This window comes from Bacillus kexueae (genome assembly GCF_022809095.1).
GTDB lineage: Bacteria > Bacillota > Bacilli > Bacillales > Aeribacillaceae > Bacillus_BZ > Bacillus_BZ kexueae.
Window position 1 is genome coordinate 190,490 of record NZ_JALAZE010000002.1, and the last position, 23,017, is coordinate 213,506.

The following is a 23,017-nucleotide window of genomic DNA, read 5'->3' on the forward strand; positions in this document are numbered from 1 at the left end:
TATGAAACATGTACATATGGGTATATTTGTTGATTGTCAATTTTATCGGATTTATTTCAATGTGGCGGGATAAGCGGAAAGCGGAAAGAAACCGGTGGCGTATTCGTGAAAGTACGTTATGGCTCATTGCGTTTTTTGGTGGAGCGTTCATGATGATGGTAGCGATGCACCTTCTACGTCATAAATCAAGGCATCTTACATTTCGCATCGGTTTGCCAATACTTACTGTTATTCACATCGTGATGACGTTCTTTTTGTTATAGCCACTTATTTATAGGCAACTGGCAAGAAGAAAGCCTTGCCAGTCGACCATTTATCCGTGTAGGGTAGCACTTGTACGGGTGCAAAAAAGTTTCGAACACATCCCGTTTTTCATGCCTCATTGTCTGCTACAAGCTCCTTAATCGGACTTTTCCAATCAATTTTTGCATGTGGGTACTTTTCAAGCACTTTCTCCTCTAGAAATAGAAAATCGTTTTTCGTTAGACCTTTTAATCGTTCGGGGGTCTTTGTCCAAATGAAAATTGAGATAACTTCAAATGAAGTGTTCGTCGTACCTAAATATTTTTCCCCTTCAAATAGGGCCCCTTTATAGGTGATGTGGAAATTTTTTCGAACGTTGTCCGTATCGTCTAAAAGAAAAAAGGCTTTTTGTTCATAGGCAAGCTCCAACTTTCGTTTTGGACTGAGAAAATAACGAACAAGTCGATAAATCAAAAAGACGAAAAAAGAAAATAGTAGGAGACGAACTATTAAAATCATCATTAAAGATACCCTCCCGAATAGAATTTTACGTTAAGCATTATTCTTTCCATACGTTTGAAGTACAGAAAGGTTTCAACTAAATTCGAATCTGTTATAATTTTTTTGAGATAAACTGGACTGGGGTGAACTAGATGGACGTTCAAAAACTATTTGACCTGCAATACGTTTTAGATAATCATATTGAAACAAAGCATCAACTCCAACATGAATCCCTTCTAAAGCGAAAAGTTCTCGCTTTTTTAGTTGAGTTAGGTGAGCTTGCTAATGAAACACGGTGCTTTAAATTTTGGAGTGTTAAACCACCCTCTGAAAAAGAAATTATTTTAGAGGAATATGTGGATGGGCTACATTTTCTTCTTTCAATTGGACTTGAACTGAATTTACAAGATGTCTCATTTTCAATTGAAGAAGATAAAAAAATCGATTTAACAGATCATTTCCTCAACCTTTTCCAAGCTATTTCAGAGGTCGATGAACATACAACGCTGAATCAATACAAGGCATTGTTTACACAATATATTCAGCTCGGGCTCGCACTTGAATTTTCTGTACAAAATATTTACGATGCGTACATATCAAAAAATGAAGTGAATCACGAGCGGCAAAACCAAGGATATTGATTGTGTGCTTTGTAGAATATTTAGACTTTTTGTATAATGGATATGTTGACATAAAGGAGGTTAGGTCATGGCGAAATTAGATGAAACTTTAACCATGCTGAAAGAATTAACGGATGCAAAGGGTATTCCTGGTAATGAACGTGAACCACGTGAAGTGATGAAGAAATACATATCTCCATATGCAGATGAAGTATCAACGGATGGTCTTGGAAGTTTAATTGCTAAAAAGGTAGGGGACCCAGAAGGGCCGAAAATTATGGTCGCTGGCCATTTAGATGAAGTAGGTTTTATGGTCACTCAAATTGATGATAAAGGGTTTATTCGTTTTCAACCTGTTGGTGGTTGGTGGAGTCAAGTGATGCTTGCACAACGTGTGACAATTGTGACGTCTAAGGGCGATGTAACAGGTGTCATAGGTTCAAAGCCACCACACATCTTACCACCTGAGCTTCGTAAAAAGCCGGTCGAAATTAAGGATATGTTCATTGATATCGGTGCGTCAAGTCGTGAAGAAGCGATGGAATTCGGAGTGCGTCCTGGCGACCAAGTCGTTCCATACTTTGAATTTACGGTACTACAAAATGAAAAGATGCTTTTAGCGAAAGCATGGGACAATCGAATTGGATGTGCAATTGCGATTGATGTGCTCAAACATTTAAAAGATGAAAACCATCCAAATGTAGTGTACGGTGTGGGGACAGCACAGGAGGAAGTTGGCTTACGCGGTGCTCGTACTTCTGCTCATACGGTTGAACCGGATATCGCTTTTGGGGTTGATGTTGGGATTGCAGGTGATACGCCAGGTGTAACAGAAAAAGAAGCACAAGGAAAATTAGGGGCAGGACCTCAAATTATTTTATACGATGCTTCGATGGTGTCCCATAAAGGATTGCGTGATTTTGTAACAGGAATTGCCGATGAATTAGAAATTCCTTATCAATTTGATGCAATTCCAGGTGGTGGAACAGACTCAGGTGCCATTCATTTAACGGCTAACGGCGTTCCAGCATTATCCATTACAATTGCAACACGTTATATCCACTCTCATGCAGCTTTACTACATCGTGATGACTATGAGAATACAGTGAGGCTGATAACTGAAATTATTAAACGATTAGATCGTGAAACTGTTCATAAAATCACATTTGATTCGTAAGAAGAAAGAGGGTGTCCCAAAAGTAGCTAGGACACCCATTCTTTGTTTGAGAATACAAGACTTTTCTAAGAGGTCATCCATTCAATTGTGAAAGGTGGACGCTTTTTACAGATAAACATAACAAGCCTCCCCTACCTTCATGGGCACTTGCCTGGTTGCTCATTCGGCTGGAGTGGCCGTCTATTGCTTCTAAATGAATGGGTTCCTCTTTACTCTTTGTACAAGGAATGCTTTTTGATTAATGTTTCAGTCCTTGTTCAAGGCATTGTAGCATTTCTTGCCTTTCTGCTTCATCAGCTTGATTCCAAATAATTTCAAACAAAACGCCTAATCCCGGGAGCATCTTTTCTTCCCCGCTTTGTATCGCATCAACAATAGTATCTTTTAATTGATCCTGTGTATTTCCAGAAACATTAGCTATGATCGCTTGACGTAAATTTAAATTCATAGTATCACCCCCTTTTCATCCATTTTGAAGCAATTAAAACACACAACCGATATCCTTATTTTTCCCCTGTTCAAAAGGTTTATGTACGGATAGTTGAAAACGTCCTTTAGAAGATGGTACGCTTGTTACGCTAAGTAAACATTGAAGGAGATCGACACGAATTGAAAGTGATAGAATCATTAAAAAATCCAAAAGTAAAAGCGCTAAAAAAGCTTTTAACGAAAAAGGAACGAGAAAAGACAAAACGTTTTATGGTTGAAGGATTTCATCTTGTAGAAGAAGCTTTAAACGTAGAAGCGGTTGTAGAATTAGTAATTACACCATCGACTACTTTACCAGCTGAATGGGATATAGACGCAAAAGAAGTTACGTGCGTAACAGAGGAGATTTTCAAAGAATTATCTGACACTGAAACACCTCAAGGAATTTTAGCAGTATGTAAGCAACCTGTTTCAGAATTCCAATCCTCTTTCCAACGAGTGTTGTTAATCGATGCTGTTCAAGACCCGGGTAACTTAGGAACAATCATTCGGACTGCTGATGCGGCGAATTTGGACGCTGTCATTCTAGGGAAAGGGACGGTCGATGTCTTTAACTCAAAAGTCATCAGATCTACTCAAGGGTCCATTTTCCACATTCCAATTGTAAAAAGGGACTTAACTGAGATGATTCAAGAGCTTAAGCAACTCAGCATTCCTGTGTATGGTACGTCATTACAAAATAGCACTCCGTATCGAGATGTAGAGCGAACGAATTCCTTTGCTATTATTGTTGGAAATGAAGGGAATGGAGTGTCTCAAGAGGTATTAAAGCAAACAGATCATAACTTGTATATCCCTATATATGGTAAGGCTGAATCGCTGAATGTAGCGATTGCTGCAGGGATTTTAATGTATCATTTTGCGGAATAATATTGCGTCCGTATATTTTTTTTCATATAATAAAAATCAATTGAATAAATGCAAATAACGATGATGGAGAAGAGTAGTTTACCGCTCACCATTATAGGGAGAAAATGCCTTGACTGGAAGCATTTTTATGGCAGAAGTAAATGAATTCACCTCCTGAGTTGGCACTTGGACCATATGGAAGTATGTAAAGGTGTACCGGCAAATGCCGTTATCGTATACAAGTGAACAGAAGGAATGTTACATCCTTTTGTTAACAAGGGTGGTACCGCGAATTTAACTCGTCCCTTTTTGAGGGGCGAGTTTTTTTATTTGGAGTAGGCTTTTCATTGTTCAGGGGAATTTTTACTCTTTGTAATGAATTCGCAAGACTCTTTTGAGATGTAGATGTAAGTAAGTGTCTGTAGCGTATTGCCCAACAAAAAAAGTTGTAAAAGCAACAATGTATACGAGAACAGATTTGGAATAAATTACATCAGTGTAATGCTGAAGACATAAACGATGAATTAAAGGAGGATATATATGCAAGAGCAGTTACTTAAGCTTCGCGATGAAGCGCTAGCACAAGTTCAAGAAGCAACTGACTTAAAAATGGTAAATCAAGTTCGCGTTTCCTATTTGGGAAAAAAGGGTCCGATTACGGAAGTATTACGTGGGATGGGAAAATTATCTCCGGAAGAACGTCCGAAAATTGGATCACTAGCGAATGAAGTTCGTGAAGCAATTGCAACAGAAATTGCTAAAAAACAACAGCAACTTGAGCAAGAAGAAGTTGAGAAGAAATTAAGTGCAGAAACGATTGATGTGACATTACCTGGAAGACCTTCTCGTATGGGAAATCGTCATCCTCTAACAGCTGTGATCGAAGAGATTGAAGATTTATTTATTGGAATGGGCTATACGGTAGAAGAAGGTCCTGAAGTGGAGACGGACTATTATAACTTTGAAGCTTTAAACTTACCGAAAGGCCATCCAGCTCGTGATATGCAAGACTCTTTTTATATTACAGATGAAGTATTAATGCGTACCCATACTTCGCCAGTACAAGCTAGAACACTCGAAAAGTTTAAAGGACAAGGTCCTGTCAAAATTATTTGTCCTGGTAAAGTGTATCGTCGTGATGATGATGATGCGACACACTCACATCAATTTACACAAATCGAAGGTTTAGTTGTTGATGAAAACATTCGAATGAGCGACTTAAAAGGGACACTCGAAGTATTTGCGAAGAAAATGTTTGGAGAAGACCGTGAAATTCGCTTGCGTCCAAGTTTCTTCCCGTTTACAGAGCCATCTGTTGAAGTAGATGTTTCTTGCTTCTCTTGCGGTGGAGATGGGTGTAATGTATGTAAAGGAACAGGATGGATTGAAATTTTAGGTGCTGGAATGGTTCATCCAAACGTTCTTGAAATGGCGGGGTTTGACTCGAAGAAGTATAGTGGATTTGCATTCGGTATGGGACCAGAGCGTATTGCCATGTTGAAATACGGAATTGATGATATTCGTCATTTCTACACGAACGATGTGAGATTTTTAAATCAGTTTAAACAGGCGTAAGGAGGTAAAACGATGTTCGTTTCATTTAAATGGTTAAGCGAATACATTGATTTGACCAATGTAACTGCTCAAGAACTAGCAGAAAAAATAACAAAAAGCGGAATCGAAGTAGAAGGTGTCGAGGTTAAAAACGAAGGAATTAAAGGTGTAGTCGTTGGTCACGTATTAGAACGTGAGCAACACCCTAATGCTGATAAATTAAGCAAGTGTTTATTAGATGTTGGGGAAGAAGAACCAGTACAGATTATTTGTGGTGCACCAAATGTCGCACAAGGACAAAAAGTTGCTGTAGCAAAAGTGGGTGCCGTACTACCTGGAAATTTTAAAATAAAAAAAGCGAAGCTGCGTGGCGAAGCTTCCCATGGAATGATTTGTTCCCTACAAGAACTTGGGGTTGAAGGCAAGTTAGTACCAAAAGAGTATCAAGAAGGTATCTTTGTTTTCTCGAGTGATGTTGAAGTAGGTCGCGATGCACTAGAAGTTCTGAATCTTGATGACCAAGTACTGGAGTTAGGATTAACACCAAACCGTTCCGATTGTTTAAGTATGCTTGGTGTGGCGTATGAAGTGGCAGCAATCTTAAATCAACCGGTTAAATTGCCAAACATTCAGCTTGAAACAGCGGAAGAAAAAGCAGCTGACTACATTTCAGTTTCAGTAGAGGCGAAAGAGGATAATCCGTTATATGCTGCAAGAGTAATTCGTAACGTTCAAATTGCCCCATCTCCATTATGGATGCAAACACGTCTTATGGCAGCAGGCATTCGCCCTCATAACAATGTTGTTGATATCACAAATTATGTCTTATTGGAGTACGGTCAACCGTTACATGCCTTTGACTACGATCGATTTGGTTCGAAAGAAGTTGTCGTTCGAAAGGCGAAAGAAGGAGAAGAGATTGTAACGTTAGACGAGCAAAAACGAACGCTTTCTAGTGAACACCTTGTAATTACTAACGGCAATGAACCTGTAGCGTTAGCGGGAGTTATGGGTGGAGCAAATTCTGAAGTTCAAGAAGATACGACAAACATTTTACTTGAAGCTGCCTATTTCCAAGGTCAAACCGTTCGTAAAGCATCAAAAGACCACGGATTACGAAGTGAGGCAAGCGCTCGTTTTGAAAAAGGAGTCGACCCAAATCGTGTACTAGAAGCGCTTGATCGCGCAGCGCAATTAATGGCGCAATTAGCGAATGGAACCGTTCTTAACGGAGTTGTAGCAGTCAACGAATTAACGGTTGAACCAAAGACGGTTTCGATTACGCAAGAGCGAGTTAATCGTGTATTAGGGACATCTATTTCTTTGGAAGAGATGGTGAACATTTTCAAGCGTCTTCAATTTGACGTTCAAGTTCAAGGAGAAGAATTATATGTTACGGTTCCGACTCGTCGTGGAGACATTACAATTGAAGAAGATTTAATCGAAGAGGTAGCTCGTTTATTTGGATATGACAACATTCCGACTACTTTACCTCAAGCTTCTCAATCTCCTGGAATGTTAACAGAGTATCAAAAGAAGCGTCGTCGTGTCCGTCGTTATTTAGAAGGGGCTGGTTTGTATCAAGCTATTACTTACTCGTTAACAAGCGAAGACAAAGCGGGATTATTTGCTCTTGAGCAAAGTGAATTTACACGATTAGCCCTTCCGATGAGCGAAGATCGCAGTGTGCTTAGATTAGGATTAATTCCACATTTATTAGAAGTGACGAAGTATAATAATGCCCGTCAAATTGATAGTGTCGCTCTTTATGAGATTGGTTCTGTATTCGTCTCAGAGGGAGAGACAAAGCCTTCTGAAAAAGAACGTCTAGCTGGGGTTGTGACAGGTACATGGCATGAACAGTTATGGCAAGGTGAAAAGAAAAAGGTAGATTTCTTCGTCGTAAAAGGTATTTTAGAAGGATTATTTGAAACATTAAATGTGACATCTTCGATTACGTTCAAGCAAGCGAAGCGTGAAGGAATGCATCCTGGACGTACAGCGGAAATTTACTTAGGTGAGACATTCGTTGGATTTGTAGGTCAGCTCCATCCAACAGTGCAAAAAGACTATGATTTGAGCGAAACGTATGTATTTGAATTAGCATTAGATGAATTGTTACGCTATGAAGTGGCACCGCTTGTTTATGAGATGATTCCACGATATCCATCTATTACGCGGGATATTGCTCTTGTCGTTGACAAGGCTGTTTCAGCAGGAGAATTACAAGAAGTAATCGTTCAAGCAGGTGGAAAGCTATTAAAAGATGTAAAAGTATTTGACGTATATGAAGGAGAGCATTTAGACGAAGGAAAGAAATCTGTAGCCTTCTCACTACGCTACTTAGATCCTGAGCGTACGTTAACTGATGAGGAAGTATCGAAAGCTCATCAAAACGTTTTAACACAAGTAGAAGAAAAATTCGGTGCAACATTGCGCGGATAATTATCAAAAAGGATGCGACGTTTCGCATCCTTTTTTGATGGGTTATTTCTTCGACACTGCTCTTTCCAGTAATCATTCGAACCAAAAATTCCTCATTTTCGTTAAGAATACCTCTGTCATCGGGTAGCAAGAACTTTCTCCCAATATGGCATCAATCCCACAATAAGGACAAAGGGCTGTCTTTCCATTGTCTGTCCACTCCTTAATTTCAGATGGATCAAATAGATGGATACAATGAAAGCATCCACAAACGGAGTCTCCCTTTAGTTTTTCACGATTTTTTGTCGTATGTTTATGTGCGTAAAATACATCTTCCATTTGTTAACTCCTCCGACTAGTTCTACTTTACTCGCTTCATCGCTTTCTCTGTATTGGCGAAATGCATTTTTGTAAAATACTTTAGCGAATCGACACCTTTTTTAGTAATTAACATTGCGGCTAATTCATCCACTTTTGCTCCGGCCCCTTTCGGTAACTGAAAGCCAGCACGCTCAGAAAGTTTATCCATTTCGTGTAAAAACGCATAACGAGATAAGATGGATGCTGCAGCTACAGCGATATGAACGCCTTCTGCTTTCGTGCTGAAGTACGTTTTTTCTTTTAACGGAATCGTTTTATTAGCGTTGTGACGGAAATAAACAGATGGTTCTGCAAATTGATCGATTAGGATACCTTCAGGTTCTGTTGGTTTAACTTTATTTAATACGTGTGTAATGGCTTGGTTGTGAAGAATAGCCTTCATTTTCCCTTGAGTCATGCCATTTTTTTGAAGGTCGTTATATTTTTCATTGTGTAAAACAAGCAAGCTGTAAGGGACTTCTTTTAAAATCTTTTTGGCTATCGAGATAATCTGTGTATCATTTAAGTGCTTTGAGTCTTTTACGCCTAATGATTGTAAAGTTTGAATTTTAGTTTTTTCGACGTACACAGCTGTTACAGTTATAGGACCGAAATAATCTCCAGTTCCTACTTCATCTGAACCGATTATCGACATCGTCCCAATTAATTCAGGAGGAGCGAATGGAGACGAATTTTTACCCTGTTTAGATTTGTTAGCTGTGTTTGAAATAGGTATTTCCCATCGATTCGCTTCTTCGGAACTGTTCGGACCTTGAAAAAGGACCTTTCCTGAGCGGTAGGCTGTAATGGTACACCCCTCTGTTTTAGCCGAAAATACCGCTCCTTGAGGTGTTTTAGGTAATAGAAAAGGAGCGTAATATTTTTTCATTTGCTCTATTTTATTTAAATCGACTTTAATTACTTGATTGGACAAGGAGAGAACCTCTCTTTCTTCTTGTATTCGTTCTGTCATAAAATCCCTTCTATTATCTTAACCTGAATGCGTATGTTCTTTCCATAACGTTTAGAAACATGTTATGATAATGTTTAGGATTTTGTTTGATAACGAGCGGAGATAGAAAAGTTTCACTTGAATAGGATGGAGGATTAACTTTGCCTGAACAGCCTAAAAATAAAACGACCGTTGATATATATGGACAACAATATTCAATTGTTGGTCAAGAATCTACTAGTCACATGAGAATGGTAGCATCTATTGTAGATGATAAGATGCGAGAAATTAGTCGAAAAAATCCAAAATTAGATATTAATAAATTAGCTGTATTAACCGCTGTAAATATGGTGCATGAATATATGAAGTTAAAAGAGTATTGTGAAAACCTTGAAAAACAACTACAAGAAAAGGATTGAACGAGATGCTGGATTTCATTTTACTAATCATTTTACTAGGTGGAGTATTAATCGGACTGAAGCGTGGATTTATTTTGCAGTTTATCTATTTGACAGGCTTTATCGTTGCGTACATTGTAGCTGTTATGTATTACGATGATTTTGCTCCAACTTTGCGTTTATGGGTTCCATATCCTCAAGTAGGAGAATCAAATCCTGTCTTTGCTTTATTAAGTGGCGAGCATTTGGAAGATTCTTATTATCATGCGGTTTCTTTCGTTCTATTGTTTGTTGGGACGAAGATTGCTATGCAAATCATCGGGTCCATGCTCGATTTTGTAGCCATGCTCCCGTTTTTAAAGCAAGTCAATCGTTTACTAGGTAGTATTTTAGGGTTTGTTGAAACGTATTTAATTGTATTTATTCTTTTATTTATTGCCGCATTATTACCGATTAGTGGTGTGCAGCAGCTGTTAGATGGTTCTATTCTAGCCAATTTGATGGTCAATCACACACCGTACTTCTCAGATAAAATTCACGAATTGTGGATTACGTATATTGGAAATGGTGAAGCCGTATAAAGGACGAGGTGATTAATGCCATCGTCCTTCTCTTTTCTTAAGGCTGTTTTTGTATCACTGTATATTTTTAGACAAGAAATGACGAGCCGAAGAGGCGACTTCCCAACGGTGTACTCCTTACGTAACTATTCATTTAACCAAATACTACAAACTTTAAGCAAAGATCTTTTATATAAACTAGATTGGAAATGATTTTTCAAAGGTGCCTCTACCATAGATCATTTATAGGGAGGGTCTGAATAGATGGAAATGAACAAAAAGAAAGTCATTCAGCTACTAGAAACGATTGCGATTTATATGGAATTAAAGGGAGAGAATCCATTTAAAATATCAGCCTTTCGAAAAGCAGCCAATGCTTTAGAACAAGATGATCGAAGTTTAGCTCATATTGATGACTTTACGTCCATTGCTGGTATTGGAAAAGGGACTGCCGCTGTGATTCAAGAATTTATTGAAAAGGGCTCATCAGAAGTTTTAGAGTCGTTAAAAAATGAAGTTCCAGAAGGGTTAATTCCACTTTTAAAGTTACCTGGATTAGGGGGAAAGAAAATATCAAAGCTCTACCAGCAACTTGGAGTAAAAGACATCGATTCGTTAAAGGAAGCATGCGAAGAGGAAAAGGTACAAACATTGCCAGGGTTCGGAAAGAAGACGGAAGAGAAGATCTTAGCTGCCATTGATGAATTCGGAAAAAGACCAGATCGTCTAAGCTTAGCCTATATGTTACCAATCGCCGAAAAAATTGAAGAGCAATTGAAGGGAATGGAAGGTATAAAGCAATTCAGTCGTGCTGGAAGTTTACGACGAATGAAAGAAACGGTTAAAGACCTAGACTTTATCATCTCAACGGAGGACCCTTCACTCGTACGGGAGCAATTGGTGAATCTGCCTAACATCGATGAAATCATTGCGAACGGAGATACGAAAGTTTCCATCCAATTTCGATTCGACGTTTTAGTAAGTGTTGACTTCCGTCTTATTGAACCAGCTGCTTTTGCAACAACGCTCCATCATTTTACTGGTTCAAAAGACCATAATGTAAGAATGCGTCAGCTTGCTAAAGATAGGGGCGAAAAAATTAGTGAGTATGGAGTCGAAAATATTGAAACAGGGGAAATGAAAACTTTTTCATCGGAAGAAGAGTTTTTTGCGCATTTTAATTTACCGTTTATTGAACCAGAACTGCGAGAAGATGGAAAAGAAGTAGACGAGACACCACAAGAGGTCGTTTCGTTAACCGATATTAAAGGTGACCTCCATATGCATACAACGTGGAGTGATGGTGCGTACTCAATTGAGGAAATGGTTCAAGCGTGTATTCAAAAAGGGTATCGTTATATGGCCATTACGGATCACTCTCAATTTTTAAAAGTAGCCAATGGTTTAACACCTGAACGCTTAAAAGCACAGGGGGAAGAAATTGATGAGATCCAGAAGAAGTACCCTGAAATCACAATTTTAAAGGGCATTGAGATGGACATCTTGCCCGATGGTTCCCTTGATTATGACGATGAAGTGTTAGAAAATCTTGATTTCGTCATAGCTTCGATCCATTCAAGTTTTCAACAACCTAGAGAGGTCATTATGGAACGCTTGAAAAATGCTCTTTTGAATCATCATGTAGATATGATTGCTCACCCGACAGGAAGGTTAATTGGGAGACGAGACGGTTATGATGTGGATATAGATTTATTAATTGAATTAGCAAAAGAGACGGATACCATTTTAGAGCTAAATGCGAATCCGAATCGACTTGACCTTTCCGCTGAACATCTACGAAAAGCACAGGATAAAGGGGTTAAAGTAGCCATTAATACGGATGCTCATCATTTAGAAATGCTTGAACATATGTCGATTGGTGTTTCGACTGCTAAAAAGGGATGGATTCAAAAAGAGACAATTGTTAATACATGGGATGAACAATCATTTTTGAACTATTTACGTGCGCGTAAACAACGTCAATCCTAAATGCGTTGGCAGCGCACGTTTGACTGCAGGAGGGAATAGTGTGCAACAACGTGTATTAGACGTGTTAGAGTTCGGTAAAATTAAAGAACAATTAAAGCTTCATGCTTCATCATCTTTAGCAAAAGAAAAAGTAGATGAATTATTTCCATCTAAAACACTAGAAGAGGTCAATCAGTGGCAAGCTGAAACGGATGAAGCAAGGACAGTGCTACGTTTAAAAGGGCATGCGCCGTTAGGGGGATTAAAAGATGTAAGAGCCCATGTGAAACGGGCTAAAATTGGCGGCGTCTTAAGCCCGAATGAATTAATTGAAACAGCGAGCACTTTGTATGCATCGCGACAAATGAAACATTTCATTGAGGAAATGGTCGAAGAGGAAGAGGTCCACCTTCCATACCTAGCTGAATATGTTGGACAAATAACGATTTTAACAGATGAAGAGAAAACAATTAAACGGTGTATAGATGATAATGGAGAAGTATTAGATTCTGCGAGTGAAGCCCTTCGATCCATTCGTGCAAGCAAACGATCGACTGAAGCGAAAGTACGTGAAAAACTAGAATCGATTATACGTTCTAGTTCAGCTCAAAAGATGCTTTCAGATGCAGTTGTTACAATTCGGAATGATCGGTATGTGATTCCCGTAAAGCAGGAGTATCGCGGAGCGTATGGAGGGATTGTTCACGATCAGTCTTCTTCTGGAGCAACATTATTTATTGAGCCTCAATCAGTTGTTGATTTAAATAATTCGTTAAATCAGATACGAGTAAAGGAAAAGCAAGAGATTGAGCGCATACTAGCTGAACTTTCGGCAATGGTCAGTGAGCATGGAGATTCCATTGTGCACAATGTTCTCATGATGAAAGAAATTGACTTCATGTTTACGAAAGCGAGATATGCGAAATCAATTAAAGCATCTAAGCCTACTATGAATAATGAAGGAATTATCAAGCTCTTCGAAGCGAGGCACCCACTCTTAAAAGAAGAGGAAGTTGTCGCCAACGATATTGTGTTAGGGGAAGAGTTTACATCAATCGTTATTACCGGTCCAAACACAGGGGGAAAGACTGTTACGTTAAAAACAATTGGATTGTTTACATTAATGGCGCAATCAGGACTTCAAGTACCCGCACAAGATGGATCGGTAATGTCTGTCTTCGATGCGGTATATGCGGATATTGGCGATGAACAATCGATTGAGCAAAGCTTAAGTACATTCTCGTCTCATATGGTGAACATTGTTGATATTTTGAAACGTGTTGACTATCGTTCCCTCGTATTATTTGATGAACTTGGAGCGGGGACGGATCCTCAAGAGGGAGCAGCATTAGCGATTTCAATACTAGATGAAGTGTTGAATCGTGGCGCTCGTGTCGTCGCTACCACGCATTACCCTGAATTAAAAGCATACGGTTATAACCGAGAAGGTGTTATAAATGCAAGTGTTGAGTTCGACATTCAAACACTCTCTCCTACGTATAAGCTATTAATTGGAGTTCCTGGACGTAGTAATGCGTTTGAGATTTCGAAAAGACTCGGATTAAAGTCAGATGTAATAGAAAGAGCAAAATCATTAATTGCAGAGGATCATAATGAAGTAGATTCGATGATAGCTTCGTTGGAGGATAGTAAAAAGAAAGCAGAGATAGAGTACAAAGAGGCGCAAACTATTCGAAAAGAAGCAGAACAGTTGCATAAAGAATTACAAAAACAAATCATTGAATTTAACGAAAAGCGTGACCGCCTTTATGAAGAAGCTGAACGAAAAGCGGCCGAAAAAGTAGAAGAATCAAAACAAGAAGCGGAACAAATTATAAGAGAGCTTCGAAAGTTACAAAAAAATCAGCATGCCCTTATAAAGGATCATGAATTAATTGATGCGAAAAAAAGATTGGAAACAGCTATACCGCAATTTGAAAAGTCTACTAAAAAAGCGAACGCGGTTAAGAAAAATGCTGCTAAAACGCTTCAAGCTGGCGATGAAGTGAAAGTTATTAGCTTAAATCAAAAAGGACATCTAGTTGAAAAAGTAAATGACTCCGAGTGGCAAGTCCAAATTGGTATATTAAAAATGAAGGTGAAAGAAAAGGACTTGGAATATATTAGTCGTCCAAAACCAGTTGAAGAAAAGCCATTAGCAACGATTAAAGGGAAAGATTACCACGTGTCTTTAGAGTTAGACTTGCGCGGTGAGCGCTACGAGAATGCCCTATTGCGCGTTGAGAAGTATTTAGATGATGCTATGTTGGCAGGATATCCAAAGGTCAATATCATTCATGGTAAAGGGACGGGCGCTCTTCGTCAGGGTGTTCGTGAGTATTTAAAAAATCACCGATCTGTGAAATCGATGAGATTTGGCGATGTCTCAGAAGGCGGAAACGGTGTAACAGTAGTAGAACTTAAATAAGTTGAGGGGATTTAACGATGAATCCATTTTGGGAAAATGAACTCGTTCAAACAGCTGCTTATTATAGTGTTGTTGTTTTATGTGGTTTTTTATTTCTAGCCATCTTTGAATTGGTCACAAAATATAAAAATTGGGATGAGATTAAAAAAGGGAACATTGCAGTAGCAATGGCTACTGGAGGAAAGATATTTGGAATTGCCAACATCTTTCGATACTCAATTGAACAACATAACTCCCTTATGGAAATGATAGGTTGGGGGTTATACGGATTTACATTATTGCTACTAGGATACTTTATCTTTGAGTTTTTGACACCTCGATTTAAAATTGATGAAGAAATTCAACAGAATAACAGAGCAGTTGGATTTATATCCATGGTGATTTCAATCGGACTATCCTATGTAATTGGAGCTAGTATCGGAATATAAGGGAGAGGCAAAATGGAGACGTTAGCGAAAGTTCTATTTGGTTTATGTGGATTGTTTATATTAATTGGTATTATTTACTTGCTCTTTTTCGCATAATTAAGCATCCTTTTGATTTAAATAAACAGATGAAGAGTTTAAATTAGAACTCCTCATCTGTTTTCTTTTTGGCTCTTTTAAGTTATAAAAGTAACTGCAACTATTGTATAAAAGAAAATGTTTATGAATAAAATCTAAAAATACATTAATTTCTGAAATTAATTTTGCTATAATAAAGAAAAGGGGTAATGAAAAAAGGGGGCAACTGAATGGAGTTTTCAAGGCCGTGGTTTAAGCACTATCCACCTGAGATTCCGCATGAAATTTATTGGGAGAAAAAGCCGTTACATTTGTATTTGAAAAATACTGCTGAGGAATTTATGGATAAAATCGCTATCCATTTTATGGGGAAAGAAATTTCTTACCATGAACTTTATGAGCAGACATTGAAAATGGCAAATTACCTCCATGGATTAGGAGTTCAAAAAGGAGACCGTGTTTCCATCATGCTCCCAAACTGCCCGCAAGCGGTTATTGCTTATTATGCAATCTTAGAAATCGGTGGAACGGTCGTACAAACGAACCCTCTCTATACTGAACGTGAACTCGAATACCAAATGAACGATAGCGGTGCAACATGTATTATTACACTCGATTTGTTGTACCCAAAAGTATCAAAAGTGAAAGCGCTAACAAATCTGAAGAATATAATAGTAACCAGCATTAAAGATTATTTACCGTTTCCAAAAAATATTTTGTATCCTATTGTTCAAAAAAAGCAGCAAAATATGGTTGTTCAAATTGAAAAAACGGAAGATGTACATCCGTGGAAATATATTATGAAGACATCGGATCCGAAGGAGTTCGATGTTCCAATAGATATTGAAGAAGATGTAGCGATACTTCAATATACAGGAGGGACGACAGGTTTCCCTAAAGGAGTAATGTTAACGCATAACAATTTAGTTTCGAATACTAAAATGTGTTCGGTCTGGCTTCATGATTGTAAGCGTGGAGAAGAATCTATTTTAGGAATCATTCCATTCTTTCATGTTTATGGGATGACAGCTATTATGAATATGTCGATTATGGAAGGGTACAAGATGATTCTCATTCCAAAATTCGACGTCCCTACTGTTTTGAAGTCCATTCAAAAACAAAAGCCAACATTATTTCCTGGAGCACCAACGATTTATATCGGTTTGTTGAATCACGAGCATTTGAAGAAATATGACTTATCATCGATTAAATATTGTATAAGCGGTTCGGCACCTCTTCCGGTTGAAGTGCAGCAAAAGTTCGAAAAAGAAACAGGTGGAAAGCTTGTGGAAGGTTATGGATTATCAGAAGCTTCACCAATCACACATTCCAACTTACTTCATTCGACCAATGGGAAGAAAGGGAGCATTGGTATTCCTTGGCCAAATACCGATTCAGCCATTTACTCATTTGAAAAAGGTGAGATAGCAGGACCGAATGAATATGGTGAAATCATTGTGAAAGGTCCACAAGTTATGAAGGGCTATTGGAATAACGAAGAAGAGACGAGTGCAGTTATTCGGGATGGATGGCTTTATACAGGGGATGTCGGTTACATGGATGAAGACGGATACTTCTATATAGTTGACAGGAAAAAAGATATGATTATTGCCGGTGGGTTCAATATTTACCCACGTGAGATTGAAGAAATATTGTATGAACACGAAAAAATTCAAGAAGCGGTTGTGGCTGGGGTTCCCGACCCGTATCGTGGGGAAACAGTGAAGGCGTATATCGTGCTGAAGGAAGGAATGCAAGCGACTGAAGAAGAGCTCGATCAATTTTGCCGTCAGCATTTAGCGGCATATAAAGTTCCTCGTATTTACGAATTCCGAAAAGAGCTTCCGAAAACCGCTGTAGGAAAAATATTACGACGCCAGCTTATCGAAGAAGAAAAGAAGAAGTTGAATGAGGTACACTAAAGCTGCCATTTCTTCTTTGGCAGCTTTTTTTAAAAGTTCCGTATAAAGGGACAAAAGAGAAGAACTGAGCGGTTCCTATTTATAAAAAATTGGAAACATCTCTATCTTGACAAATTTTCTGCAAATTCGTAATATGAAAATATGAATGAATAATCATTCATTTTTGAAGGGAAGAGTAGAGAAGTGAGAGATAAGCGGCCTAAGTATAAGAAAATTATCGATGCAGCCGTAATAGTCATTGCAGAAAATGGTTATCATGCGGCACAAGTATCTAAAATTGCCAAGCAAGCTGGAGTGGCTGACGGGACAATCTATTTATATTTTAAAAATAAAGAAGATATATTAATCTCGTTATTTAAAGAAAAAATGGGGATGCATGTAGAAAAAATTCAACAGCAATTAGAAGGAAAAAAGCGTGCTTCTGAGAAATTGTATACATTGATAGAAAACCATTTTTCTCAGTTAGATGCAGATCCTCATTACGCAATTGTCACACAGCTAGAGCTTCGACAAACGAATCGAGATCTCCGTCTTAAAATTAACCACGTATTGAAGCAATATTTAAATATTATAGATGATATTGTTCAAACAGGAATGGAGACAGGAGAATTTCGACAAGATTTAGACTTAAGAATTGCTCGTCAAATGATTTTTGGTGTCATTGATGAAATTGCCACAACATGGGTAATGAATGATCAAAAATATAAGCTGAAAAATCTCGCACCAAACGTGCATACCCTGTTGATGAATGGGTTTAGTAAAGAGGGTTAACAATTGGGCGTCTGAAGGCGCTTGTTGTTCCTCTTTTCCATATAATTTTGAAGGAAATAAAAGGAGGAAAGGGACTTGGAGTTTTTGTCAGTCAAAAAAGAAAATTATATCGCAACGATTACGTTTAACCGCCCACCCGCCAACGCACTAGCGTCTGCTGTTTTGAAAGAGCTTTCAAACGTGCTAGCTGACATTGAACAAGATGAGACTGTGAGAGTTATCATCCTCCACGGTGAAGGACGATTTTTCTCAGCAGGAGCAGACATTAAAGAATTTACCACCGTTGAGTCTGCAGAACAGTTTTCTAAGCTTGCCGCAATCGGGCAGGAAGTATTCGAAAAGATGGAGTCCTTTCCTAAGCCAATCATTGCTGCCATCCACGGAGCAGCTTTAGGTGGTGGACTGGAGCTAGCGATGGCTTGTCACATTCGAATTGCTACAAAGCAGGCAAAGCTTGGCTTACCTGAACTTCAATTAGGGTTAGTCCCTGGATTTGCGGGCACACAGCGACTTCCGCGTTTTGTCGGAGAAGCAAAGGCGTTAGAGATGTTGCTTACGAGTGATCCGATAACAGGAGAAGAGGCAGCACGATATGGGCTCGTTAATCAAGTGGTAGAAGAAGAGGAATTAATGAACGTTGCTTTTCAATTTGCTAGAAAAGTAGCGCAAAAATCACCAGTTTCGGTGAAAGCGGCTATTCAACTCGTATTCCATAATAAAAATGGAAGCTTCATTGAAGGGGTCGAAAAAGAAGCGCAGCTATTTGGTGAAGTCTTTATGAGTGAAGACGCAAAAGAAGGTATTCAAGCTTTTATTGAAAAGAGAAAACCGACGTTTAAAGGTCAATAAAACATTTTTTGCCAAAAATTTTCTTAAAATTTATAATAAATGTTGTTTTCTAAAATATCACTTCTTCTTAGTGGAAGTTTGAAAAAGCATTCTACCATAACAGGCATTACCTAATATTAGAATACTTTTTCTATGGATTATAGACACATCTATCTAAAAAAGAAAATGTCTTAACAAAACAGGGGGATTTTAACATGAACATTTTTGTAATTATGAAGCGCACATTTGATACGGAAGAAAAAATTGTGATTGAAAATGGACAAATTGCTGAAGAGGGTGCGGAATTCATTATTAACCCTTACGATGAGTATGCAATTGAGGAAGCTATTCAACTTCGTGATGAGCACGGAGGTGAAATTACGGTAGTTACAGTTGGTTCAGAAGAGAGTGAGAAGGAGCTTCGTACTGCTTTGGCAATGGGATGTGATAAAGCCGTTTTAATCAACACAGAAGAAGATTTAGAAGAAGGAGATCAATTTACGACCGCTAAGGTTTTATACGAATATTTGAAAGATCAAGATGTTGACTTAATTTTAGGTGGTAATGTTGCAATTGACGGTGGGTCTGGACAAGTTGGTCCACGTTTAGCTGAACTTTTAGATATCCCGTATGTGACAACAATCACGAACATTGAAATCGATGGTGAAACGGTCAAAGTGGTTCGAGATGTTGAAGGGGATTCTGAAGTAATTGAAACATCCCTTCCGTTGTTAGTAACGGCTCAGCAAGGGTTAAATGAACCGCGTTATCCATCCCTACCAGGAATTATGAAAGCGAAGAAAAAGCCACTTGAAGAGCTTGAGTTAATGGATTTGGATTTAGATGAAGAAGATGTAGAAGCGAAAACGAAAACATTAGAAATTTATTTACCACCTAAAAAGGAAGCAGGAAAAATCCTTCAAGGAGAATTGGGAGATCAAGTAAAAGAGCTTGTATCCTTGTTACGCTCGGAAGCTAAAGTTATTTAAGTACATGGGAGATCACGGAATATTCATTTTAGATATTTATCTCAATAAAGGAGAAACAGGGGGAAATTGATATGGCACGTAAAGTACTAGTATTAGGGGAAGTTCGAGATGGAGCGTTGCGTAATGTATCATTTGAAGCAATAGCGGCAGGTAAGGTTGTGTCTGAAGGTGGCGAAGTGGTTGCGGCTTTATTTGGTGAAAATGTAAAGGACTTAGCAACAGAATTGATTGCCTATGGAGCAGATCGAGTAGTTGTTGTAGAAAATGAGAAGTTAAAGGAATATACGCCTGATGGATACGCACAAGCGGCAATGGCAGTTATAAATGAAGAAAATCCTGAAGGAATCATTTTCGGTCATACGGCCTTAGGAAAAGACCTTTCGCCGAAAATTGCTGCAAAATTAAATTCAGGGTTAATTTCAGATGCGACAGCAGTTGAAGAAGTTGGGGGTAACATTGTTTTCACTCGTCCAATTTATTCAGGAAAAGCATTTGAAAAGAATATTGTAACAGATGGAATTATTTTTGCTACGATTCGTCCAAATAATATTGAAGTACTTGAAAAGGATGACCAAAAAACTGGTGAGGTAACATCGCTATCAGTTGATATTAAAGACTTACGAACAATCGTAAAGGAAGTAGTTCGAAAAGCTGCTGAAGGGGTCGATTTATCTGAAGCAAAAGTCATTATTGCAGGTGGTCGTGGCGTAAAGAGCGCAGATGGATTTAAACCGTTGCAAGAACTTGCGGACGTTTTAGGTGGAGCTGTCGGAGCAAGTCGTGGAGCTTGTGACGCAGATTATTGCGATTACTCTCTCCAAATTGGTCAAACAGGTAAAGTCGTGACTCCTGATTTATACATTGCATGTGGTATTTCTGGAGCTATTCAACACTTGGCGGGTATGTCGAATTCTAAAGTAATCGTTGCTATCAATAAAGATCCTGAAGCTAACATTTTTAAAGTGGCTGATTACGGAATTGTCGGTGACTTGTTTGAAGTCGTTCCAATGCTGACAGAGGAATTCAAAAAACTAAAAGTTCATTCTTCCTAAACCAATAAAGATAAAGCAGATGAAAAGTAACGGTATACTTTTCATCTGCTTTTTTCATTGTTTTTACAGAAAGTTTAAGATCAATAAAGTGTTAAAGTATTCTCTTTACCGTTTTTTTTGTGTCTAGCTCCAAGCGCCATCAGCTCGGGTCGCTTCGGCCCTGCTGTGGCGAGGAAGTCTCCTCGCAGGTCCTCCAGTGCCCTTCGCCTAAGAACTTGCGCTTTGCGCTTTTCTTATATGGTTAATGCGAATGAAGAATGGAATATTTTTATGTCATGAGTTCGATGAAGTGAGAAGTTAAGGTTTTTGCTGCTACATAAAGCACATAATAAGTACGTAAATCGGTTACATTAGGGACGAAACAAATCATTCGCATCCATGAAGATAAGATGATATACTGCAAATATACAAAAAGTACCTTAACAAACAGGAGGAATAGAAAATGGCAATTACACATGCTACAGATCAAAGTTTTGTGCAAGAAACAAGTGAAGGTTTAGTATTAGTTGACTTTTGGGCACCTTGGTGCGGTCCTTGTAAAATGATTGCTCCCGTTCTTGAAGAATTAGACCAAGATATGGGTAGTGAAGTAAAAATCGTAAAAATTGATGTTGATGAAAACCAAGAAACAGCTCAAAAATTTGGTGTAATGAGCATTCCAACATTACTAGTTTTCAAAAACGGTGAAGTTGTAGATAAAACAGTTGGTTATCAACCAAAAGAAGCACTAGCTGAATTACTAAACAAGCACAAGTAATAAAGGAACTGTAACCTTTAAACAAAGCAGATAAAAAGTGGCTGCCGGCTATTTTTTTATCTGCTTTTTTTCTTGTTGTTACAGAAAGTTTAAGTTCAATAAAGTGTAAAGTATTTTCTTTACAGTTTTTTTGGGTGCCATCAGCTCGGGTCGCTTCGGCCCTGCTGTGGCGACGAAAGCCTCCTCGCAGGACCTCCAGCGCCCTTTACCTAAGGACTTGCGCTTTTCTTAGCCTAACGTAATTAATATTTAACGTGAAAACCGAACACTATAACCATTTAGAAAAGAGACATTTAACCTTCATTTTTAGGTGATACAGAAAGAATGCATGAAAAATTGGTGAAAATATGTTGACAATGAAAATCGTTCTCTTTTATAATCAAAATTGTTCTTATTGATAATCATTTTCAACATTACATAGAAAAAAGGGGAATATATCATGAAAAAAAGTAAGGCGTTATCATTGTTCGCAACTGCATTGCTTGCAGGTGGTGTTTTAGCAGCTTGTTCTGATGAAAAAGCTGAAGAACAGGAAACAACATCTACAGAGGAAACAGAAACAGCTGAAGAAACAGAAGCAGCTGACCAAGGTGTGACTGTTGAAGCGCAAGTATCAGCATACCAAGAGTTAAAAACAGAATTAGAAAAAATGAAGGAAGATCAAGAAGTTGATTGGAGTATGGTTCAATCAACATATGCAGAGAAGTTACAGGCTGAAGTTAATAAAATTGACGAGTCTGGTGAATATGATCAAGCAATCTCAGCAGCGATTTCAGCTGGTCAAAACGGTGAATTAGAAGAGAATGTGGCGCGTCAAATTATCGATAAAGTGACACAATCATACTTCTATCAAAAACAAAAAAGCTTACACAATGATGTTGTAGCAGCTTTAGAAGCTGGAAATGTCGAAGAGGCGAAAACAGCATTTGAAGAAATCAAACATTTAGCAAACGAAGTGTTTATCCCTACAGCGGTGAAGCGTGATGGCTATTATGAATTATCTGGTGAAGCTAGTTTAGAACAAAATATTAATGCTGGACTAGCAGCTCAAGAAGAAGCTTTAAACAATGAAAATATCGACGATTACAAAGTATTTAAACAAATTACAGACAAATCAATTTATCGCAGCTACTACTTAGCTTCCAATTCATATGCTGAAAAGATTGTAGCTGGAGTTGAAGAAGGTAAACAAGCTGATGAATTAAAGATTATGCAAGCAGAAGCATGGGGATTCCTGCAAGCAATTAAAGGATCTTTAGCTGGTGGAGATGAAGAAGCGACAACAAAATTAAACGAGCTATTCTCTCTTGATGCTACAGACCCTGCCACAATCAATGCTGAAGAAGTTAGTCAATTATTCGTTCAAGCGATTTTAGGTAAAACGAAGAGTTACCACGAAAAAGCTGCAGCATCTCTTGAAGCAGAAGCAAACGTAGATGCACGTGTTCAAGCTTTAGAAGGTAACATGTTCATGAAGATGATTGAAATTGAACTTAATGAGGCATTAGGTGAAGAGAAAGCAAAGGAAGCTTTTGAGCTTGCTCAAAAATGGTTCGATGCTGTAACAGCTGCGAATGCTGAAGAAGCAAAAACTTATAGCGAAGAAGTTCTTGCGTTATTACAAGAAGTAGAATAAAGAGAAAAAGCCGCAAATTAGCGGCTTTTTCATTGT

At 38.3% G+C, this 23,017-nt stretch carries 22 protein-coding genes and 1 other annotated feature; of the genes, 18 read left to right on the forward strand and 4 right to left on the reverse strand.

From position 1 onward, the window contains the following. The first annotated feature begins 8 nt into the window (after positions 1-8). Positions 9-263, forward strand: coding sequence for a DUF1294 domain-containing protein (locus ML543_RS05190; RefSeq protein WP_243386095.1), 255 nt, complete (start codon positions 9-11; stop codon positions 261-263). Positions 264-372: 109 nt separating this feature from the next. Here ML543_RS05190 and ML543_RS05195 read toward each other — a convergent pair whose 3' ends face one another. Further along, positions 373-765, reverse strand: coding sequence for a sigma-w pathway protein ysdB (locus ML543_RS05195; RefSeq protein WP_341482342.1), 393 nt, complete (start codon positions 763-765; stop codon positions 373-375). 131 nt (positions 766-896) lie between these two features. Here ML543_RS05195 and ML543_RS05200 point away from each other — a divergent pair, with 131 nt between their 5' ends. Together ML543_RS05200 and ML543_RS05205 are read left to right on the forward strand one after the other, a co-directional pair. Beyond that, on the forward strand, positions 897-1,385 hold the full coding sequence (locus ML543_RS05200) for a dUTP diphosphatase (protein ID WP_243386096.1): 489 nt from the start codon (positions 897-899) through the stop codon (positions 1,383-1,385). Between the two features lie 67 nt (positions 1,386-1,452). Continuing rightward, positions 1,453-2,541 carry a M42 family metallopeptidase gene (locus tag ML543_RS05205; RefSeq protein WP_243386097.1) on the forward strand — a complete coding sequence of 363 codons (1,089 nt, stop codon included), beginning with the start codon at positions 1,453-1,455 and terminating at the stop codon, positions 2,539-2,541. Positions 2,542-2,779: 238 nt separating this feature from the next. Here the strand turns inward: ML543_RS05205 and sspI are convergent, their stop codons facing one another. Then, positions 2,780-2,989 carry a small acid-soluble spore protein SspI gene (gene sspI, locus ML543_RS05210; RefSeq protein ID WP_243386098.1) on the reverse strand — a complete coding sequence of 70 codons (210 nt, stop codon included), beginning with the start codon at positions 2,987-2,989 and terminating at the stop codon, positions 2,780-2,782. A 161-nt stretch (positions 2,990-3,150) separates the two neighbouring features. On the opposite strand from sspI, the gene ML543_RS05215 reads away from it, so the two are divergent. The 3 genes from ML543_RS05215 to pheT all read left to right on the forward strand — a co-directional run bounded on the left by ML543_RS05215 (position 3,151) and on the right by pheT (position 7,878). Then, entirely contained in the window at positions 3,151-3,900 is a 750-nt protein-coding gene (locus ML543_RS05215) for a TrmH family RNA methyltransferase (protein WP_243386099.1), read from the forward strand. Positions 3,901-3,951: 51 nt separating this feature from the next. Further along, positions 3,952-4,189: a binding site (T-box leader), on the forward strand. 230 nt (positions 4,190-4,419) lie between these two features. Further along, complete coding sequence (gene pheS, locus ML543_RS05220) at positions 4,420-5,454, forward strand: phenylalanine--tRNA ligase subunit alpha (protein ID WP_243386100.1); 1,035 nt, start codon at positions 4,420-4,422, stop codon at positions 5,452-5,454. A 12-nt stretch (positions 5,455-5,466) separates the two neighbouring features. Continuing rightward, a complete protein-coding gene (pheT, locus tag ML543_RS05225; protein WP_243386101.1) occupies positions 5,467-7,878 on the forward strand; it encodes a phenylalanine--tRNA ligase subunit beta in 2,412 nt (803 codons plus the stop codon). A 72-nt stretch (positions 7,879-7,950) separates the two neighbouring features. On the opposite strand, the gene ML543_RS05230 is transcribed toward pheT, so the two are convergent. Then, a complete protein-coding gene (locus ML543_RS05230; protein WP_243386102.1) occupies positions 7,951-8,196 on the reverse strand; it encodes a cytoplasmic protein in 246 nt (81 codons plus the stop codon). Between the two features lie 22 nt (positions 8,197-8,218). After that, on the reverse strand, positions 8,219-9,151 hold the full coding sequence (rnhC, locus tag ML543_RS05235) for a ribonuclease HIII (RefSeq protein ID WP_243386529.1): 933 nt from the start codon (positions 9,149-9,151) through the stop codon (positions 8,219-8,221). A gap of 179 nt (positions 9,152-9,330) precedes the next feature. Here rnhC and zapA point away from each other — a divergent pair, with 179 nt between their 5' ends. The 12 genes from zapA to ML543_RS05295 all read left to right on the forward strand — a co-directional run bounded on the left by zapA (position 9,331) and on the right by ML543_RS05295 (position 22,981). Then, a complete protein-coding gene (gene zapA, locus ML543_RS05240; RefSeq protein WP_243386103.1) occupies positions 9,331-9,588 on the forward strand; it encodes a cell division protein ZapA in 258 nt (85 codons plus the stop codon). A gap of 5 nt (positions 9,589-9,593) precedes the next feature. Continuing rightward, a complete protein-coding gene (locus ML543_RS05245) occupies positions 9,594-10,148 on the forward strand; it encodes a CvpA family protein (RefSeq protein ID WP_243386104.1) in 555 nt (184 codons plus the stop codon). A gap of 243 nt (positions 10,149-10,391) precedes the next feature. Next, entirely contained in the window at positions 10,392-12,116 is a 1,725-nt protein-coding gene (gene polX, locus ML543_RS05250; protein ID WP_243386105.1) for a DNA polymerase/3'-5' exonuclease PolX, read from the forward strand. Between the two features lie 40 nt (positions 12,117-12,156). Further along, positions 12,157-14,523, forward strand: a complete 2,367-nt coding sequence (locus tag ML543_RS05255) for an endonuclease MutS2 (protein ID WP_243386106.1) — start codon at positions 12,157-12,159, stop codon at positions 14,521-14,523. Between the two features lie 17 nt (positions 14,524-14,540). Beyond that, a complete protein-coding gene (locus tag ML543_RS05260; protein ID WP_243386107.1) occupies positions 14,541-14,951 on the forward strand; it encodes a DUF350 domain-containing protein in 411 nt (136 codons plus the stop codon). 305 nt (positions 14,952-15,256) lie between these two features. Beyond that, on the forward strand, positions 15,257-16,948 hold the full coding sequence (locus ML543_RS05265; RefSeq protein ID WP_243386108.1) for a long-chain-fatty-acid--CoA ligase: 1,692 nt from the start codon (positions 15,257-15,259) through the stop codon (positions 16,946-16,948). Positions 16,949-17,131: 183 nt separating this feature from the next. Then, positions 17,132-17,719, forward strand: a complete 588-nt coding sequence (locus tag ML543_RS05270) for a TetR/AcrR family transcriptional regulator (RefSeq protein WP_243386109.1) — start codon at positions 17,132-17,134, stop codon at positions 17,717-17,719. Between the two features lie 75 nt (positions 17,720-17,794). After that, positions 17,795-18,568, forward strand: a complete 774-nt coding sequence (locus ML543_RS05275; RefSeq protein ID WP_243386110.1) for an enoyl-CoA hydratase — start codon at positions 17,795-17,797, stop codon at positions 18,566-18,568. A gap of 194 nt (positions 18,569-18,762) precedes the next feature. Then, complete coding sequence (locus ML543_RS05280; RefSeq protein WP_243386111.1) at positions 18,763-19,536, forward strand: electron transfer flavoprotein subunit beta/FixA family protein; 774 nt, start codon at positions 18,763-18,765, stop codon at positions 19,534-19,536. A gap of 71 nt (positions 19,537-19,607) precedes the next feature. After that, on the forward strand, positions 19,608-20,588 hold the full coding sequence (locus tag ML543_RS05285) for an electron transfer flavoprotein subunit alpha/FixB family protein (protein ID WP_243386112.1): 981 nt from the start codon (positions 19,608-19,610) through the stop codon (positions 20,586-20,588). A 442-nt stretch (positions 20,589-21,030) separates the two neighbouring features. Then, on the forward strand, positions 21,031-21,345 hold the full coding sequence (trxA, locus tag ML543_RS05290) for a thioredoxin (RefSeq protein WP_243386113.1): 315 nt from the start codon (positions 21,031-21,033) through the stop codon (positions 21,343-21,345). 439 nt (positions 21,346-21,784) lie between these two features. Then, positions 21,785-22,981: a hypothetical protein gene (locus ML543_RS05295; RefSeq protein WP_243386114.1), complete on the forward strand. Its 1,197-nt coding sequence runs from the start codon at positions 21,785-21,787 to the stop codon at positions 22,979-22,981. Positions 22,982-23,017 lie beyond the last annotated feature (36 nt).